The sequence below is a fragment of the Bradyrhizobium genosp. A genome (assembly GCF_049949275.1).
Lineage (GTDB): Bacteria > Pseudomonadota > Alphaproteobacteria > Rhizobiales > Xanthobacteraceae > Bradyrhizobium.
In genome coordinates this window covers 2,132,710-2,148,259 of the sequence record NZ_CP188196.1, presented here as the reverse complement: position 1 = coordinate 2,148,259, position 15,550 = coordinate 2,132,710, and the positions used below count along the sequence as shown (strand labels likewise).

Annotated in this window: 20 protein-coding genes; 13 read left to right on the top strand and 7 right to left on the bottom strand. The window is 62.0% G+C overall.

The window, feature by feature from the left end; translation table 11 throughout:
* The first annotated feature begins 2 nt into the window (after positions 1 to 2).
* From queE to ACP2YP_RS10015, 5 genes are all read left to right on the top strand, one after another.
* Positions 3 to 635, top strand: coding sequence for a 7-carboxy-7-deazaguanine synthase (gene queE, locus ACP2YP_RS10035; RefSeq protein ID WP_426423967.1), 633 nt, complete (start codon positions 3 to 5; stop codon positions 633 to 635).
* A 17-nt stretch (positions 636 to 652) separates the two neighbouring features.
* Positions 653 to 1,018: a 6-pyruvoyl trahydropterin synthase family protein gene (locus ACP2YP_RS10030; RefSeq protein ID WP_426423966.1), complete on the top strand. Its 366-nt coding sequence runs from the start codon at positions 653 to 655 to the stop codon at positions 1,016 to 1,018.
* Positions 1,019 to 1,022: 4 nt separating this feature from the next.
* Positions 1,023 to 1,922, top strand: coding sequence for an oxygen-dependent coproporphyrinogen oxidase (gene hemF, locus ACP2YP_RS10025; protein WP_426423965.1), 900 nt, complete (start codon positions 1,023 to 1,025; stop codon positions 1,920 to 1,922).
* Entirely contained in the window at positions 1,919 to 2,665 is a 747-nt protein-coding gene (locus ACP2YP_RS10020) for an HAD family hydrolase (protein WP_426426100.1), read from the top strand. The genes hemF and ACP2YP_RS10020 overlap by 4 nt, the downstream gene beginning before the upstream one ends.
* A 318-nt stretch (positions 2,666 to 2,983) precedes the next feature.
* Positions 2,984 to 3,181 (top strand): YodC family protein, encoded by a 198-nt coding sequence (locus ACP2YP_RS10015; RefSeq protein WP_426423964.1) that lies wholly within the window; start codon positions 2,984 to 2,986, stop codon positions 3,179 to 3,181.
* A 150-nt stretch (positions 3,182 to 3,331) separates the two neighbouring features.
* On the opposite strand, the gene ACP2YP_RS10010 is transcribed toward ACP2YP_RS10015, so the two are convergent.
* Both ACP2YP_RS10010 and ACP2YP_RS10005 read right to left on the bottom strand, forming a co-directional pair.
* Positions 3,332 to 4,306: an ABC transporter substrate-binding protein gene (locus tag ACP2YP_RS10010; RefSeq protein WP_426423963.1), complete on the bottom strand. Its 975-nt coding sequence runs from the start codon at positions 4,304 to 4,306 to the stop codon at positions 3,332 to 3,334.
* 130 nt (positions 4,307 to 4,436) lie between these two features.
* Entirely contained in the window at positions 4,437 to 6,203 is a 1,767-nt protein-coding gene (locus ACP2YP_RS10005; protein WP_426423962.1) for an adenylate/guanylate cyclase domain-containing protein, read from the bottom strand.
* Between the two features lie 315 nt (positions 6,204 to 6,518).
* Here ACP2YP_RS10005 and ACP2YP_RS10000 point away from each other — a divergent pair, with 315 nt between their 5' ends.
* The 5 genes from ACP2YP_RS10000 to ACP2YP_RS09980 all read left to right on the top strand — a co-directional run bounded on the left by ACP2YP_RS10000 (position 6,519) and on the right by ACP2YP_RS09980 (position 9,044).
* Entirely contained in the window at positions 6,519 to 7,298 is a 780-nt protein-coding gene (locus tag ACP2YP_RS10000; protein WP_426423961.1) for a transporter substrate-binding domain-containing protein, read from the top strand.
* Positions 7,299 to 7,647: 349 nt separating this feature from the next.
* The gene (locus tag ACP2YP_RS09995; RefSeq protein ID WP_027529685.1) at positions 7,648 to 7,863 is read left to right on the top strand and encodes a dodecin family protein; all 216 of its coding nucleotides are present in this window, start codon (positions 7,648 to 7,650) and stop codon (positions 7,861 to 7,863) included.
* 162 nt (positions 7,864 to 8,025) lie between these two features.
* Positions 8,026 to 8,337 (top strand): hypothetical protein, encoded by a 312-nt coding sequence (locus ACP2YP_RS09990; RefSeq protein WP_426423960.1) that lies wholly within the window; start codon positions 8,026 to 8,028, stop codon positions 8,335 to 8,337.
* A gap of 155 nt (positions 8,338 to 8,492) precedes the next feature.
* Positions 8,493 to 8,678 carry a hypothetical protein gene (locus tag ACP2YP_RS09985; RefSeq protein WP_426423959.1) on the top strand — a complete coding sequence of 62 codons (186 nt, stop codon included), beginning with the start codon at positions 8,493 to 8,495 and terminating at the stop codon, positions 8,676 to 8,678.
* A gap of 39 nt (positions 8,679 to 8,717) precedes the next feature.
* On the top strand, positions 8,718 to 9,044 hold the full coding sequence (locus tag ACP2YP_RS09980; RefSeq protein WP_426423958.1) for a GcrA family cell cycle regulator: 327 nt from the start codon (positions 8,718 to 8,720) through the stop codon (positions 9,042 to 9,044).
* A gap of 163 nt (positions 9,045 to 9,207) precedes the next feature.
* Here ACP2YP_RS09980 and ACP2YP_RS09975 read toward each other — a convergent pair whose 3' ends face one another.
* Positions 9,208 to 10,200 carry an ABC transporter substrate-binding protein gene (locus tag ACP2YP_RS09975; RefSeq protein WP_426423957.1) on the bottom strand — a complete coding sequence of 331 codons (993 nt, stop codon included), beginning with the start codon at positions 10,198 to 10,200 and terminating at the stop codon, positions 9,208 to 9,210.
* Between the two features lie 421 nt (positions 10,201 to 10,621).
* Between ACP2YP_RS09975 and ACP2YP_RS09970 the strand changes: the two genes are divergently transcribed.
* The 3 genes from ACP2YP_RS09970 to ACP2YP_RS09960 all read left to right on the top strand — a co-directional run bounded on the left by ACP2YP_RS09970 (position 10,622) and on the right by ACP2YP_RS09960 (position 12,178).
* Positions 10,622 to 10,873: a DUF3551 domain-containing protein gene (locus ACP2YP_RS09970; protein ID WP_426423956.1), complete on the top strand. Its 252-nt coding sequence runs from the start codon at positions 10,622 to 10,624 to the stop codon at positions 10,871 to 10,873.
* Positions 10,874 to 11,118: 245 nt separating this feature from the next.
* Positions 11,119 to 11,379 carry a hypothetical protein gene (locus ACP2YP_RS09965; protein WP_426423955.1) on the top strand — a complete coding sequence of 87 codons (261 nt, stop codon included), beginning with the start codon at positions 11,119 to 11,121 and terminating at the stop codon, positions 11,377 to 11,379.
* Positions 11,380 to 11,821: 442 nt separating this feature from the next.
* Positions 11,822 to 12,178 (top strand): hypothetical protein, encoded by a 357-nt coding sequence (locus ACP2YP_RS09960; protein WP_426423954.1) that lies wholly within the window; start codon positions 11,822 to 11,824, stop codon positions 12,176 to 12,178.
* Positions 12,179 to 12,547: 369 nt separating this feature from the next.
* Here ACP2YP_RS09960 and ACP2YP_RS09955 read toward each other — a convergent pair whose 3' ends face one another.
* From ACP2YP_RS09955 to ACP2YP_RS09940, 4 genes are read right to left on the bottom strand one after another with little or no spacing between them, the layout of a single operon-like run.
* Complete coding sequence (locus tag ACP2YP_RS09955; protein ID WP_426423953.1) at positions 12,548 to 13,804, bottom strand: CCA tRNA nucleotidyltransferase; 1,257 nt, start codon at positions 13,802 to 13,804, stop codon at positions 12,548 to 12,550.
* 10 nt (positions 13,805 to 13,814) lie between these two features.
* Positions 13,815 to 14,078: a DUF6111 family protein gene (locus ACP2YP_RS09950; protein ID WP_027529215.1), complete on the bottom strand. Its 264-nt coding sequence runs from the start codon at positions 14,076 to 14,078 to the stop codon at positions 13,815 to 13,817.
* On the bottom strand, positions 14,075 to 14,755 hold the full coding sequence (locus ACP2YP_RS09945; RefSeq protein WP_426423952.1) for a CoA pyrophosphatase: 681 nt from the start codon (positions 14,753 to 14,755) through the stop codon (positions 14,075 to 14,077). The genes ACP2YP_RS09950 and ACP2YP_RS09945 overlap by 4 nt, the downstream gene beginning before the upstream one ends.
* Positions 14,752 to 15,363, bottom strand: a complete 612-nt coding sequence (locus ACP2YP_RS09940; RefSeq protein WP_426423951.1) for a DUF1285 domain-containing protein — start codon at positions 15,361 to 15,363, stop codon at positions 14,752 to 14,754. Before ACP2YP_RS09940 ends, ACP2YP_RS09945 begins: the two co-directional genes overlap by 4 nt.
* Positions 15,364 to 15,550 lie beyond the last annotated feature (187 nt).

The window sequence follows — 15,550 nt, the reverse complement described above, 5'->3', positions numbered from 1 at the left end:
CAGTGAGTTACGCGGTCAAGGAAATCTTCCTGACCCTGCAAGGCGAAGGCGCCCATGCCGGGCGCGCATCCGTGTTCTGCCGTTTTGCCGGCTGCAACCTCTGGAGCGGCCGCGAGGCCGACCGCGCTGAGGCGACATGTCAGTTCTGCGACACGGATTTCGTCGGTACCGACGGCACGCTCGGCGGCCGTTACGCCTCGGCCGTGGAACTCGCCGACACCATCGCGGCGCAATGGACTGGATCGACCTCCAACCGCTACGCGGTGCTGACCGGCGGCGAGCCGCTGCTCCAGGTCGATGACGCCCTGGTCGAGGCGCTGCATGCCCGCGGCTTCGAGATCGGTGTCGAGACCAATGGCACGGTTGCTCCGCCTGAGGGACTCGACTGGATCTGCGTCAGCCCGAAAGGCGGCAGCGAGCTGGTGCTGCGTCAGGGCCACGAGCTGAAGCTGGTCTATCCGCAGGCCCTCGCCGCCCCCGAGACTTTCGAGGGCCTCGCCTTCGAGCGCTTCTCGCTGCAACCGATGGACGGGCCGCAAGTCGCAGAGAACACCGCGCGCGCGATCGATTATTGCCTGCGCCATCCGCAATGGCGGCTGAGTGTGCAGACGCATAAATCGCTCGGCATCAGATAGAATGGGTTGACGGACAGATGTGGGAATTGACGAAATCGTTCCGCTTCGAGGCGGCGCATTCGCTGTCGGGAACGACCTTTGGTGCAGCGAGCGAAGAAATCCACGGCCACTCCTTCCGCGCCGAGGTGACGGTGCGCGGCACGCCGGATCCTGCGACCGACATGGTGGTCGATCTCGGCCTGCTCCATCGCGCCATCGAAGAGGTGCGCGTGACGCTCGACCACAAGTTCCTCAACAAGATCGAGGCGCTGGGCACACCGACGCTGGAGAACCTGTCGCGCTTCGTCTGGGAGCGGCTCGCTCCGATCGGCAAGCTCACCCGCGTCAGCATCCACCGCGACAGTTGCAACGAGAGCTGCACCTATTACGGTCCGCAGGGATGAAGGCATGACATCTGCAATTGACCCGACCGTAATCGAAGACCGCAAGGCCCGCGCCCGCAGCTGGTTCGAGCACCTGCGCGACGACATCTGCGCGAGTCTCGAGCGGCTCGAGGATGACGCGCCGCAAAGCCTCTATCCCGGCGAGGCCGGCCGCTTCGCGCGCACACCCTGGCAGCGCACCGATCACAGCGGCGCTGCTGGCGGCGGCGGCGTGATGGCGATGATGTCAGGCCGCCTGTTCGAGAAGGTCGGCGTGCATTGCTCGACCGTGCACGGCGAGTTCGCGCCCGAGTTTCGTGCGCAGATCCCGGGCGCAGCCGAAGACCCGCGCTTCTGGGCGTCGGGCATCTCGCTGATCGCGCATCTGCGCAATCCGCACGTGCCGGCCGTGCACATGAACACGCGCTTCGTCGTCACCACCAAGGCGTGGTTCGGCGGCGGCGCCGATCTCACGCCGGTGCTCGACCGCCGGCGCACGCAGGAGGACGCGGACACCCTCGCCTTCCACGCCGCGATGAAGCAGGCCTGCGAGCAGCCCAACGGCGTTGCCGATTACGACAAGTACAAGAATTGGTGCGACGAATATTTTTATCTGCCGCACCGGAAAGAGGCGCGCGGCGTCGGCGGGATCTTCTACGACTGGCACGACAGCGGCGATTGGGACGCTGACCTCGCCTTCACCCAGGACGTCGGCCGCGCGTTCCTGAAAATCTATCCTGAGATCGTCAGGCGCAATTTCGCGACCGCCTGGACCGCCGCTGATCGCGAGGAGCAGTTGATCCGGCGCGGCCGCTATGTCGAGTTCAACCTGCTCTACGACCGCGGCACCATCTTCGGGCTCAAGACCGGCGGCAATGTGGATTCGATCCTGTCGTCGCTGCCGCCGGAGGTGAAATGGCCATGACGACGATCAAGCCCGCAATCAAGCCGCTCCCCCGCGCCATGCTGATCGACATGGACGACACCATCCTGTCGGCCTATGGCCGGCCCGAGATCGCCTGGAACACGATCGCGGAAGAATTCGCCGAAGAGCTCGCGCCGCTGCACCCGCGAGAGGTCGCCGCGGCCGTGCTCGCCTATGCGCGGCAGTTCTGGTCGACCGCGGAAGCCGCCTGGCGAATGAAGCTCGGCGAGGCGCGGCGGCTCACGGTGCGCGGCGGCTTCGCCGCGCTCGCCGCCAACGGCCATCGTGCCCTCCCCGACGATCTCGCCGCTCGCCTCGCCGACCGCTTCACCACCTATCGCGAGGAAGCGATGTTCGTCTTTCCGGGCGCGCATGATGCGATCGACGCATTCAAGGCGCACTGCGTCAAGCTGGCGCTGGTCACCAACGGCGCCGCCGACATGCAGCGCGCCAAGGTCGAGCGCTTCGAGCTGACCCATCGCTTCGATCACATCCAGATCGAGGGCGAGCACGGTTTCGGCAAGCCCGAGGAACGCGCCTATCTGCATGCGATGGAAGCGCTCGGCGTCACCGCCGGGGACACCTGGATGATCGGCGACAATCTGGAATGGGAAGTCGTGACGCCGCAGCGGCTCGGCATCTACGCGATCTGGATCGACGTGCATGGCGACGGCCTGCCCGCAGGCTCGACCGTCAAGCCCGATCGCATCATCCGCTCGCTGACTGAGCTCGTGCCGGGCTAAAATCCCGAAAACAACCCCATGCACAGTAGGCGGCTGCTGCGAATTCAACAGCTTGCAGCCAAACGCAACGGGACTACTGATTTTACGAAATCACTTGACGCGTCGGGCAAAACAGGCGCATGATGCCATCATCGCCGCACCCGGGACGGAATAGTCCTTGGGCGACCATCGCGCGATCCCCCACTCGAACCTCTGCCATCGACGTTTCGCGCAGTCTATGCAAGCCGGCGCAAAGTCACGGGTCCCTCAGCCCGTGATCGGCGTGTCATGACGGGTTGCTAGCCTCCGCTCTCGTCGATCAACCCGAAAGGACCATCCATGGAACTGAAAACCGGCGACGTCGTGATGCTGAAATCCGGCGGCCAGCCGCTGACTGTCGCAGAGGTGAAAGGCGACGACATCCTCTGCCTCTGGATGGGCTCGGAGGGCGATCTGTTCCGCGAGACGCTGCCGCTGGCCACGCTCGAGCGCCTGGAAATCGAAGACGAGGAAGAAGACGACGAGGACGACGAGTAGGCGCGCCTAAGGCCGCGTCCTGGTCAGACCGGCGCGCTCAGCTCCGGCACATCTGATGTCCGCTTCTCCGCCAACAACGGCGCATTAGCGGACATCGCTGGAGATCGCAGAAGGGCCAAGAGCGGACTCATGCAGCGCAGCGGTGCTCCGTTATTCGATCACCTCGTCGGCGGCTGCGAGAAGGGTCGGCGGCACTGTGAGGCCGAGCGTCCCGGCAGTCTTGAGGTTGATGACAAGTGAAAATTTCGTCGGTTGCTGGACCGGAAGATCGGCAGGCTTTTCGCCTCTGAGAATACGATCAATGTAGCTTGTCGCGTGCAGGAACTGGCCGGTCACGTCGATGCCATACGAGAGCAGGCCGCCCGCCGTGGCGAAGAATTTGAAACCGTAGACGGAAGGTATGCGGTGGGCGGTTGCAAAATCGACGATACGTTGCCTGTTGGACGCTGTGATGGTGTCTCCGGGAATGATCAGGCCGCCGTCCGGCTCGCTCCCTAAGGCCGCCAGAGCCGGTTCGATGATCGAGGGATCGCGCACCACGACTTTGGTGGTTTCAACGGAGAACTTCGGTGCCGCTTTCTCCGCCGAAAGAAAAATCGCATCGCTGGACGAGGAGTATCCGACCATCACCGAAACCCGCTTGACGCCGGGTGCGATTTGCTTGAGCAGATCCACGAACTTCGCCCCTTCCACCGGCTGATTTGTAAAGCCGGTGATATTTCCGCCGGGGCGCGCAAGACTTGCGACGAAACCGGATCCCACCGGGTCAGTGACAGTCGTGAACACCACGGGGACGTCGCGGGTAAGTTCGTGCAAAGCCTGCGTGGCTGTATTCGCATTTGCAAGCATCACGTCCGGCGACAATTTGAGCAATTCCGCAGCGGCGGCCCGGGCGCGCCCGGTCTGGCCCTGATACCAGCGATAATCGATCCTGACATTGCGGCCGACGCTCCAGCCAAGCTTGCCGAGGCCGTTCTCGAAAGCCGCGATCCGGGCCTGAGACTCCGGGTCATCCTCCGAGGTCACCAGAAGCACGCCGATCCGGCGCATCTGCTGCGCGCGAGCGGCGATGGGCCATATCGCAGCCACGCCCCCGACAACTGCGATGAATTCTCGCCGTTTCATTCCCACTTCCAATCCTGATCCTAGCCGAAGCAATTTCCGGCGCAGCCCAGCGCGCCGGCCTCATCGGCGCTGACGAGGCGGGAATAGTCGACGACATCGGCGGCGAGGATCGCTGCAAGCCGGCGCTGAGTCATTCGGGCATGCCGGCGATGCGGAAGGCCATGGCCAGCTTTTCGATGTCTGTCTTCCGAACGTAAGGAATCTGCCTTTTGATATCAGAGATGCGCTGCGTGGGATCCAATTGCAGCGCAACCGCGCAGACCCGTCGCGCTTCTTCAACTCGCCCGGCCATTGCATGGCATGCCATTGCGGCGCGATGCGCAAGGATATAATTTGGTTGCTGCTGCGCTGCGATTTTTGCGCATAATGAACCCTCCTCATAACGATCGGCAAGGAAATGGGCATATGCCATGCCCGAGTGAGCCAAAAAGATCCGTGGTTCAAGCGGGCTCAGGCGCAAAGCTGCATTAAACTGGTCGATAGCGAGGTCTACTTCGCCAAGAGACGTCAGCGTGAAGCCGTACCAATATCGAGCGGGAGCCAGATTTGGATCGAGGCCGATAGCGCGCGCCAGCAAAGCCGCTCCAGCCTCGACTTCCCCTACGACGAAGGAGACGGTTTGCCCAGCCATGGCAAGCACCATGGGATCGTCTTTATCGAGTTCAACAGCCCGTCTCGCTAGTCGTCGAGCCTCTTGCACTTCTCGATCAGCGTCAACAATCCAGGCAAATGCCTTCTTTTGATTGATGCAAAGGGCGCCAAGCGCATAGGCCAAGGCAAATTCAGGATCAAGCTTGGCAGCGGTGTGAGCGAGATTTAGGGCTTCAAGATTTGCTTCTCGGGTATAGCGATGAGTACTTGAGAGGGCGCGAAGATAATAATCGTATGCCTGAAGACTCTCGGTCGGCTTCCGCTGAGCGCGCTCCATCTCTGCTCGTTCAAGGTGCGGTACGATTGCACCCAGCACGCTCACCGATACGCGATCTTGCAGATCGAAAATATCCTCGAGTTGGCTGTCAAAACGATCCGCCCAGAGATGCGCTCCTGTCGCTGCATCGATCAACTGCCCTGTGATGCGAACTCGGTTCCCAACCTTGCGTACGCTGCCTTCCAGCACATATCGAACCCCGAGCTCGCGTCCGACCTGCTTGATATCGATCGCCTTGCCCTTATAGGTGAAGCTCGAATTGCGCGCGATCACGAACAGCGATTTGGATCGCGAGAGCGCGGTGATGATGTCCTCGACCATGCCGTCGGCGAAATATTCCTGCTCGGGATCGCCGCTCATGTTCTGGAACGGTAGCACCGCGATCGACGGCTTGTCGGGTAGCGCCGGCTGGGCCGGCCCTTGCATGTCTTTGCTCGACGTCGGATTCGGGGGGCCAGAGCCGCTCGGGGTCACGGCATAAGTCCTGATCGGTTTAGCGATGTTCTTGAGCTGCCGTTCACCTCGATCCTCGAATTCCGCCTCGAGCTTGCCTTCGATCTCGTTGTGCACCTTGGCGGAGACCAGGATCCCGCCGGGATCGGCGAGCCCTTCGAGACGCGCGGCAACGTTGATGCCTTCGCCGTAGACGTCGCCGTCCTCTTGCACGATGACGTCGCCGAGGTTGAGCCCGATCCGCATCCGGATGCCGTCGGGAGAGGCGGAGAGTGTCCGCTGGATATCGATCGCGCATTTCGCCGCCGCAAGCGGACTCGCAAATTCGGCGAGAACGCCGTCGCCGGTCGACTTGATGAGCCTGCCTTGATGACGCGCAAGGTTGGGGTCGATCACCTCCCGCCGGAGCCGGTTGATCTCAGCGTAGGTCGCCTCCTCGGCGCGTTCCATCATTGCGGAGAAGCCGACCACATCGGCCGCCAAAATTGCCGCTAATCGCCTCTGTACCTCTGCCATGCTCCCCATCCCTGGATGGTTCTTATAGCGCAGGAGCGAAGCGATGAGCCACACCGCGTTTGGCCGTCTTCCCCTGTTCCGGACCGGGATTATGATCGTTGGCTTCTGCGGCCCCCTTCTTCCGTTCTGGGTCAAAAGCGCCGTTTCGAGACACGGACGGTCACTTCCAGTCTACCCCTACAAGCCGACAATTCAGGACACCGTCCGGACATCGCATCCGGGCCTGACCGGAAGTCCTCCCGTCGGCTGTCCAAAAACGCTATTGTTCCCCGGCCATTGACCGGAGGAGACGATGACGTGGACAAGGGGAGACGTATGCGCAACCGCGATTGCCATCTCAATGACAAGCACGACGCGGGCTTCGCGTGCGCAGACGCCGCGCGCGCTTCGGTGGTGGCTGCGCTGTGCCCGACCGGCAAGCTGCGGGCTGCTCTGATCATCTCCAACCCTGTTCTGGTGACTCGCCGCTCCGATGGAACACTCGGAGGCGTGTCGGTCACCATCGCCAACGCGCTCGCTACGCATCTGGACGTTCCGTTGGAGCTCAAGCCCTATGACAATCCGGCGCGCTATAACGAGAGCCTCGCAACGGATGACTGGGATGTCGGCCTTGCCGCGCGCGACCCTTCCCGCGCCGACTACCTGGTTTTCAGCACCACCTTCATGGAGGTGGATAATGGCTTTGTGGCCCGCGCTGGTGCGGCACCTGCGAATGCAGATGGGGTCGACCAGCCGGGCGTCAGGATTGCCGTAGCGCAAGGAAGCGCGCCGCACGCGGTGCTACGCCGTATGATCAAACAGGCGGAAATCGTCGCGGTGCCGGGCGGGTTCGAGGCAGCGTGCGATGCGCTGGCGAAGGGAAATGCCGATGTTTACGGCGAGAACGTGCACCTTGCCTACCGGATTGCTGATGCCGTGCCCGGTGCACATGTGCTGCCCGGACGTTTCAATGTGGTGCAGATGGCGATTGGAGTTCGCAAGCACGCCGCTGTGGCGCTGCCCGATATTGACGTGTTCGTGAGCCAAATTCGAGCAGATGCCACTGTGCAGAAGGCAATCACCGGGTCTGCGCTGAACGGGGTTAGAGTGCCCTGAGTCCGTTCCGGGTCAGGAGCGCCGGTTTTAAAGCGTGCCGGTCACTTCCGGCCTACCCCGACAAGCTGACGGTTTCAGAGCCAAGCCGAACTTCGCGTCAGGGCCCAATAGGCGACATGCAGCGGGATATTGATCTACGAACAGCAGCCCGCTTCTTATCGCCTTCGAACGTATTTACACCGTCGAACAGCCGCTTCCGCTCGACCAGCCCGACAGAGGGCCGCTCGAGTTCTTTTGGCGTCAAGCAGGAAAGCGACAGCCAATCGGACCCTTTTCCGCGGCACCCCGAGACGTGTCAGCGTCGAGATCGTGATGCTAGATTTCCTGCTCCTACCGATAGGAGGACGACATGCCCGATAGCGTCTACAAGGTCATTGAACTGGTCGGTACCAGCACCGACTCATGGGAGAAGGCGGCCGCCAATGCGGTCGAGCAAGCTGCAAAATCGCTCCGAGATCTTCGCATTGCTGAGGTCGTCAAGCTCGATATGCAACTGGATGACAAGGGAAAAGTCGAAGCCTATCGCGCCAAGCTCAACGTATCGTTCAAGTTCGAGGGCTCCTGAGCCTTAGCACCTCGCCCCCACTCGGGCGAGGATGGCTCATTGGAAAAGGCGCGTTGCGCGGTCCGCCCAACCGGACGCTGTGGCCCATCCCGGAAGTTGGCCCTAGTCCGACAGGGACCGATATGCTTTGATGCGAGGGGGCGTGTGGCGCGTGGTGGCCCCATGTACATGGTCATTCGCAAGTATGCCAAGGTTCGTTCGGTAGCGGACGCCGCTCGTCGCGCCAAGAGCGGCGTCGGTGAGATCCTAAGGCAATCGCAGGGATTCAGATCTTACCATGTGCTGGATGCGGGCGACGGTGTCGGTATCGCCGTGATGATATTTGACGACCGCGAAAGCGCCAACGCAGCGAACGCCAAGATACTGGCGTTTGTTCAGGCGAGTTTACATGACCTCGATCTTGGGGTTCCCGAAGTCACGACCGGCGAGGTTTTAGTGAACATAGAGCCTGATGGGTCTTCAGGCATAAAGTAGCGGCAAACGTCATCAGTGGCGTGGCGGGTGTCCCGCCTTGCTCTTGTAATCGACCTGATGTCACCCTCGCGCTTGCACGATCGCGTCTTGGACATGCGCGTGCCGCCCGTCAGGAATATTCGACCGGCGCGTGCTTTTCGAGGAGCAGCAACGACATGAAGCAACACACCCCCGAAGCATTTTCCACCACAGCGATCGGCTGGACACCGCTGATGCTTATGGGCATCGCGATGCCGCCCCGGGATCCCGATGAAGACGAGGAGGACGAGGAGGACGAAGACGACGATGAGGAAGATGATGCTCACGAACCAGCGGTCGTGCGCGAGCCTGACGAAGATTAGACTAGCCCGTGTCTGGCAGTCGGCGCTATAATATCTGCCATGGGCTGGGATGCGAAAAACATAGCGCTTCTCAAAAAGCTCTGGTCCGCAGGACAGAGCGCGGCGCAGATTGCGCGCCGTCTCGGGTGCAGTCGTAACGCGGTCTGCGGCATGCTGACCCGTCTGAGTCTGAAGCGCGGCCACAAGCCGCCCACAGCACGGCCCAAGATAAGACCGGCCCCGAAGCTGAGGCCGTCGTCGGCAGCCTGCGCCCGTCTAGTCGCGCAGAAGGTGTCCTTGAGTACAGCAGAGATGCAGCAGCCGAAGGAATTCAGCAGGCAGCAGCTTTACGCGATTTTGGCTGAGGCGGTCAGAAACACCAGCTAAGAGCTCACCACGAACGCGGTTGCGCTCCCGTCAGTGTCTGGCCCAGCTCGACGGGCTCGGCTGTCGTGCACCTTCCCAAGCCTTCGTCTGCTACGGGTCACACGCGGACATCGGCTCCGAGCGCGGCCATATCCGCTCAGGGCCAACAACGGAAGTGGTGCCCCTATTCAATCACCTCGTCGGCAGTCGCCAACAGTGATGGCGATACGGTGAGGCCAAGCGCCTTGGCGGTCTTCAGGTTCAGAGCCAATTTGAACCGCGTAGGCTGTTCAACCGGTATATCTGCGGGCTTTTCGCCTCTCAGTATCTTGTCAACGTCGGCCGCTGCGCGGCGGAAGAAATCGGGGAAATCCTGTCCGTACGACAGCAGGAGACCGTGAGGGACCATCTCCGCGATGAACGACAACGCCGGTAATCGGTGTGCCAGAGCCGATGAACCAATACGTGTCCGCTCATTAAACAGCATCGATCCGGCTCCCAAAATGACTCCGTCGGCGCGATCGTGAGCCATTTTGGAGAACGCAGGCTCAATGTCATCGGGCGTCGATACTTCGGCTGGCCACAACGAAATGCCAAGCGCTTCGGCCGCAGCCTGATTGGCTTTGACTGCGCGCTTTGCGAACGGATCGGTCGTATCCACCAAAAGTGCTACGCGCGACAGGTGCGGAACCGCCTCCTTCAACAACGCTAGACGTTTTCCGCTCAGGTCGATCGCCATGAGGGAAAGACCGGTGGCATTGCCGCCGGGTCGCGCGAGACTCTCGACAAGACCGCTACCGACCGGGTCGGATACGATGACAAATACGATCGGAATGGTGCTGGTGGCCTGTTTAGCCTCCTTTGCGCCTAAGGCAGTCACCGCGACAATCGCGTCGATTTTGTCCGCGACAAGCTCGCGTGCAAGCGCGCGAAACCGCTCGGGCTGCTCGGCGGGAAACCGATGAAGGAACTCAATGTTCTTGCCTTCGATATAGCCAAGATCGCTGAACGCCTTGGTCAGGACATCCAAATAGACCTGCTCTTCATTCGCATTACTGGCGTGCCAGAGGATACCAACCCTATTGATTCTTGCGCTCGCCACGTTTTGCTGCGCGCGCGCCAAGAAAGGCCAAGCGACCCCTGCTGCCGTAAGCCTGATGAATTTCCGACGTTCCATAGCAACCCCCGAGTTGATACCAACTTAGCATCCGTCATGGGAATCGGGAAAGGTTCTGGAGGTCCAAGTTGGGTCACACGCGGACATCGGCTCCGAGCCCGGCAATATCCGCCATGAGCCAAGTGCCGACAGCTGCCGAGCGCGGCTCAGCAGCCTCTTCTTCAGAGCCACGAGGCCACCGAGAGAATTGTCTTTCGCATGTTCAACTCCGTTTGACGTTGCGCTCGTCAAGCGAAGCTGCTTGCGGATGTTCCTAAGAGCTGATGACAAGCTTTCGCAATCGTCAGAAACGATGTCGTGTGACGCCGGATTGGTGCTTGCCGCTGGGGCGACAATTCGTTAGCCCTATTCAGCGACCGGCTACCCTTGCCGGGCTACAGCTTTGCCAGGCTCCAGTTTTTTCCGGCGCCGTTCGGCCGACATGATGGAGGATCTCATGCGAACCGCCGTGCTGGTTGTCTTCATGGTGGCGGGGCTTGCTCCCGCAGCACACGCCGACCGTGACTATCCCTGGTGCGTCTTTGGCGGAGGGCTCGGCGCTTCCGGCGACTGCATGTACTCGACGCGAGAGCAGTGCCTGGCCTCGTCATCCGGGCGGTGGAACACCTATTGCGATGTGAACCCGCGCGTGAGGTTCAAACAGCAGCTGCCGCCTCCGCCCCGGACGCGCTGATCGCGGCAACGCTGGCACGCGCTCAGCGCAGACTGCGCTCCCAGTCCCATTTGATCGCAGGGCCCGAAGGCTCATTCAACGTCTCCCGTCCTGCGATGTCTCCAGGCGACATTTGCCAAATCGCACGATCGCTCGCCCCATGCGGGTCCGGGATGCCGGGGATGTGACCAGTCGTGAAGCCGCTATCTGTTGGGGCTCCGCGGCCGAGCCTTACCTGGGGAGGGACGATATCTGGAGAAAAAGCGATGCGTTCCCTTTTGGCCTTGAGCCTTTTGATCTCGCTGTGCGGCGCTGCGAACGCGGCGACGGTGCATCACGCCCACCGGCACGCTGGTGTTCACGCCCATCAGGGCATGTCACCGAATTCCGCTTCGAGCTTTGCCTACGCGCCAGAACGGTCGCCGACCCAATTCGGCTCCGCGCCCACCGAAGCGTATTACGGCGCTTCCCAGGGGTATGCGCCTGGCGAAAAGGAACGATTTCTGCACAGCCTGTTCAGCCCATAGATACTCGGGCGTGAATCCTTGGGGCCACTCTGATCTCGAACAACAATCCAACGGCACGTTCAGGCTGGTGCCTTTGGTGACGATGCCGTCCGGATCTGTAGTCGCGTTGAGCATAAAAGCAAGAGCGACCTCGACAGTGCCATCGCCGGCGCTTGCGCCCGCGATGTCCGCCCCCCAAACCGGACACCGTGCAACTCATCTCGCCGATGAACCATTCGTGTTGCGCCCCGACTAAGGGAGCGGGCCGGCGAGTCCGCTTTCCGGGCTCCTCCCGTTCATTGCGGAGACCACCGTAGCCGGCTCCGGGCAACTGCGGAGCTTACCGGTTTGGCTATTCGATCACTTTGTCGACGCGGTTCAGCATGTTGATTCAAATCAATGGCAATCGCAATGCTTCGACCTCAATGGCCGGAATGCCACATCATACTCACAGGAGACGGGCATGCGCTTGTTGGCCCTGGCAGCTGTGCTGAGCTTGGCGCCGGTTTCGGCTTTCGCCGTCTCCGACTGCCGCGTCACCGGACATCCATCGGCGTTTGGCGTCGATATGGCGGCCTACATTTCGGTCAAGTCAGGTGAAACGTGCAATTATCCGATGCGAATCCCAGGAGCAATGCATAGCTCTGGCGTTTCCCAGAAGCCAGCGCACGGGACTCTCAGGCAGCTGAACGTAACAACGTTCAGATACACCGCGGCATCGGGATATAAGGGGCAGGATGTGTTTGCTATTTATGGTCAAGGAGAAGGGCCGTACGGCTCAGGAAGATCCGTCATGACGGTGAATGCAACGATAGAATAGGCGCGGCCCCAATCGGCGGATCGGCGAAGCCGGGGTAAATGCGAGCCGCGAGAATCGGAGGATGTGATGCGCTCCGTTTCGATCCTGTGCCTATTGTTCGCTCTGTGCGCATCCACTAGCGCCGGGGCTGCCTCTCACTCACATCGCCGACATGGCGTCGTTCGCACGAACCAAAGCGTCATCGCAGGTACTGTTCCGCGTCCTGCCCGCGCACCGCATGGGCATCGGATTCCGCCCCCTCAGCCCGTTCCACCGGATGGAGGGTATAACAATCCTTATCCGTACTGGGGAGGAATGTAAGCGGGTTGTGACAGCGGCAGCGCCGGCTTAGCTGGAGAAGCGAGATGTCGGCGAAACCTGAGACGAGGGTCAATTTTTCTGATCGCGGCTGACGCGTGCCGCAGCTTGATCGGCGATGGAAGCGAGCGCGGCTTCGTTGAGTGGAAAATCCGCCGCAAGCCAAGCATCCTCGGCGAGCGTCAACACATGTCCGAGCGCGGGCCCTTCCGCCATGCCGCGTGCGATGAAGTCGGCGGCGCGTAGCGGGAATTTCGGCGCGGTCCAGCGCTGCGGCAGTTCGGCGAACGCGCGCCAGCGCGACGAGGTCACGTCGCCGCCGGCGCGCGCCCAGGCCAGCAACACACGATCGTGATAGCGCTCAGTGCCGAGACGATACAGCAGCCGCCGCGCATTGGCTTCGTCCTTGGTGGCAAAACGCCACCAGCGATGGCCCATCGAATCCAGCGCTCTGGCTTCCGCATTGGAGAGCCTCAAGCGGGTGGCGACACGCTTGGCGTCTTCGGTGACGGCCACCGTCAACGCGGCGAGGCGGCGCGTGCTGCTGGCCGGCAAGCCCAGCGCGTGCTCGATCGCGATCATCGCCGTCATCGGCCCGGTATAGACAACGCCACCGATCAGCGTTTGCAGCAAGCCGGCATCGGCCATCGCAAGCGCCGCGCTAGACGCGCCACCCGCGACCAGCAATTTCAGCATCTCCATGCGCACGCGCTCGGCCGAGAGGGTCGCGAGGCCCGCACGTCCCCGGATGCAGGCGAGAGTGCCGTCGCGGTCGGGCTCGCCCGTGCCAAACGCGGCATGGATGCGGAAGAAGCGCAGGATGCGCAAATAATCCTCGGCGATGCGCTGGTCGGGATTGCCGATGAAGCGCACGCGCCGCGCCCTGGCATCGGCGATGCCGCCGACATAGTCGTAGACCACGCCGTTCGCGTCGACCGACAGGCCGTTCATGGTAAAATCGCGCCGCTCGGCGTCCTTCACCCAGTCGCGGCCGAAGACGACCTTGGCCTTGCGGCCGAAGGTCTCGGTGTCCTCGCGCAATGTCGTGACTTCGTAAGGCGTGCCATCGATGACGAGCGTGACGGTGCCGTGGTCGATGCCGGTCGGCACGCTCTTGATGCTCGCGGCTTTCGCGCGCCGCACCACCTCCTCCGGCCGCGCCGTGGTCGCGATATCCGTGTCGCCCGGCGGCAGGCCGAGCAGCGCGTTGCGGACGGTGCCGCCGACCACGCGCGCTTCCTCGCCATTGGCGTTGAGCAGTTGCAGGACGCGCGCCGTCCCGCCTGCGGTCAGCCAGGGCGCACCAGCGAGTATCGGCTCTGCGCTCATCATCCAGCCCCTATTTTTCCGTGCCCGGCACGAGCTTGCCATTCACGACATGGGCGGGAACGTAGGTCGAGTTCGGCGCGGCGCCGGAGAAATGCGCAAGTCCAATCAGGCCTGCGATCACAAGCACCAGCGCCACCAGGATAAGGCGCGCGACGACGGTGATCGGCCAGGACGATTGCACGAACAGGCCGGACCTCGTGGCGGCCAGGAACAGCGCGTAAACGGCAAAGGGGATGAGGAAGATTCCGATCTCGGTCAGAACCGGCCGGATCATGACGAATAGATCCGCTCATACAGCACACGCAGCATTCCGGCCGTCGCGCCCCAGATGTAGCGCTCCGCAAACGGCATCGCATAGTAAAACCGCTCCATGCCGCGGAATTCCTTGCTGTGCACCTGGTGGTTCGCCGGATTCATCAGGAAGGATAGCGGCACTTCGAATGCGTCATCAACCTCGGAATGGTTGATGGTGAGCTGAAAACCGGGCCGCACCCGGGCGACCGTCGGCAGGATGCGGAAGCCGAACGCCGTGCCATAGAGATCGAGATAGCCGATCGGCTCGACGAAATCTCTGGACAACCCGACCTCCTCCTCGGCCTCGCGCAGCGCGGCGTCGAGCGGCGAGGAATCGGTCGCGTCGATCTTGCCGCCGGGAAAGGCGATCTGGCCGGCGTGATCGTTGAGATGCGCCGAGCGCTGCGTCAGCAGGATGGTCGGCTCGGGATGGTCGACCACCGCGATCAGAACCGCCGCGGGGCGCACCGGCTGCTCGCGCGCGACGATCTCGAGCATCTTGTCGGTGCCGGGATCGCCGGAAGCGGGGATGATGTTGGGATCGAACAGGCCTTGAGGAACGTCGAAGCCGAGCTTCGCCTTGGTGCGGGCGAAGAAATCCGCCGCGCGGAAAGCGACGGGCTCGCTCTTCTCGCTCTTGGAGATAGGCTTGTTCAAAGCGCGGCCCTCACCTGCTCCGCGTCGGCCATGGCGAAGAACTCGCCGGCCGACTCGACGCCGAACATCGGCTGGCCATCGACCATCCGCTCCTCGCCCATGTCAACCAGATCGTAATAGAGCGCACGGGTGACCTTGGCCCAGAGATCGGCGCGGACATGCAGATATGGCGTCAGCCCTCCGTCCCTGGCCTGCTCGAAGCGCAGCCGGTGCGCGGCATCGCAGGTGACCCAGTCGTCGACATTGGTGCGGAAGCTCAGCACGCGATGGTTGTCCTCGCCGCTCTTTTGCATCTCGACCGCCATGAACGGCGCGTCGTCGACGCGGATGCCGACCTTCTCCACCGGCGTGACGAGGAAATGCTTGTCGCCTTCGCGCTTCAGGATGGTCGAGAACAAGCGGACCAGCGCGTGACGCCCGATTGGCGTGCCCATGTAGAACCAAGTACCATCGGAGGCGATTCGGATGTCGAGATCGCCACAAAACGGCGGATTCCACAGATGCACCGGAGGCAGGCCCCTTTTGGCACCTTCGGCATTGGCAGCACTTTTGGCGGCGGCAGTCAGCCCCTCAAGACCGCGATCGGCGCTCTGCCCTTGGTTCGCCATGGTTTGCCCTGACTTTGTCCGTTGGCACGATTGGTGCACGTCTGATCAGTACGTCTATGTCGTACGTAAGTGTACGGTTCCACCCGGTAAAGTCCGGTGTGGAGGTCTCCACTTCGTGATGCCGTACATAACCCGAAGCCGATAAGGTGGGGATAGGTTAACTCAACGAATACATGGCCTTCCTGCA

Excerpts from the sequence above, each read along its gene's own strand:
- ACP2YP_RS10030 (WP_426423966.1), top strand. The coding sequence starts at position 653 with ATGTGGGAATTGACGAAATCGTTCCGCTTCGAGGCGGCGCATTCGCTG.
- hemF (WP_426423965.1), top strand. The coding sequence starts at position 1,023 with ATGACATCTGCAATTGACCCGACCGTAATCGAAGACCGCAAGGCCCGC.
- ACP2YP_RS10020 (WP_426426100.1), top strand. The coding sequence starts at position 1,919 with ATGACGACGATCAAGCCCGCAATCAAGCCGCTCCCCCGCGCCATGCTG.
- ACP2YP_RS10015 (WP_426423964.1), top strand. The coding sequence starts at position 2,984 with ATGGAACTGAAAACCGGCGACGTCGTGATGCTGAAATCCGGCGGCCAG.
- ACP2YP_RS10010 (WP_426423963.1), bottom strand. The coding sequence starts at position 4,306 with ATGAAACGGCGAGAATTCATCGCAGTTGTCGGGGGCGTGGCTGCGATA.
- ACP2YP_RS10005 (WP_426423962.1), bottom strand. The coding sequence starts at position 6,203 with ATGGCAGAGGTACAGAGGCGATTAGCGGCAATTTTGGCGGCCGATGTG.
- ACP2YP_RS10000 (WP_426423961.1), top strand. The coding sequence starts at position 6,519 with ATGCGCAACCGCGATTGCCATCTCAATGACAAGCACGACGCGGGCTTC.
- ACP2YP_RS09995 (WP_027529685.1), top strand. The coding sequence starts at position 7,648 with ATGCCCGATAGCGTCTACAAGGTCATTGAACTGGTCGGTACCAGCACC.
- ACP2YP_RS09990 (WP_426423960.1), top strand. The coding sequence starts at position 8,026 with ATGTACATGGTCATTCGCAAGTATGCCAAGGTTCGTTCGGTAGCGGAC.
- ACP2YP_RS09985 (WP_426423959.1), top strand. The coding sequence starts at position 8,493 with ATGAAGCAACACACCCCCGAAGCATTTTCCACCACAGCGATCGGCTGG.
- ACP2YP_RS09980 (WP_426423958.1), top strand. The coding sequence starts at position 8,718 with ATGGGCTGGGATGCGAAAAACATAGCGCTTCTCAAAAAGCTCTGGTCC.
- ACP2YP_RS09975 (WP_426423957.1), bottom strand. The coding sequence starts at position 10,200 with ATGGAACGTCGGAAATTCATCAGGCTTACGGCAGCAGGGGTCGCTTGG.
- ACP2YP_RS09970 (WP_426423956.1), top strand. The coding sequence starts at position 10,622 with ATGATGGAGGATCTCATGCGAACCGCCGTGCTGGTTGTCTTCATGGTG.
- ACP2YP_RS09965 (WP_426423955.1), top strand. The coding sequence starts at position 11,119 with ATGCGTTCCCTTTTGGCCTTGAGCCTTTTGATCTCGCTGTGCGGCGCT.
- ACP2YP_RS09960 (WP_426423954.1), top strand. The coding sequence starts at position 11,822 with ATGCGCTTGTTGGCCCTGGCAGCTGTGCTGAGCTTGGCGCCGGTTTCG.
- ACP2YP_RS09955 (WP_426423953.1), bottom strand. The coding sequence starts at position 13,804 with ATGAGCGCAGAGCCGATACTCGCTGGTGCGCCCTGGCTGACCGCAGGC.
- ACP2YP_RS09950 (WP_027529215.1), bottom strand. The coding sequence starts at position 14,078 with ATGATCCGGCCGGTTCTGACCGAGATCGGAATCTTCCTCATCCCCTTT.
- ACP2YP_RS09940 (WP_426423951.1), bottom strand. The coding sequence starts at position 15,363 with ATGGCGAACCAAGGGCAGAGCGCCGATCGCGGTCTTGAGGGGCTGACT.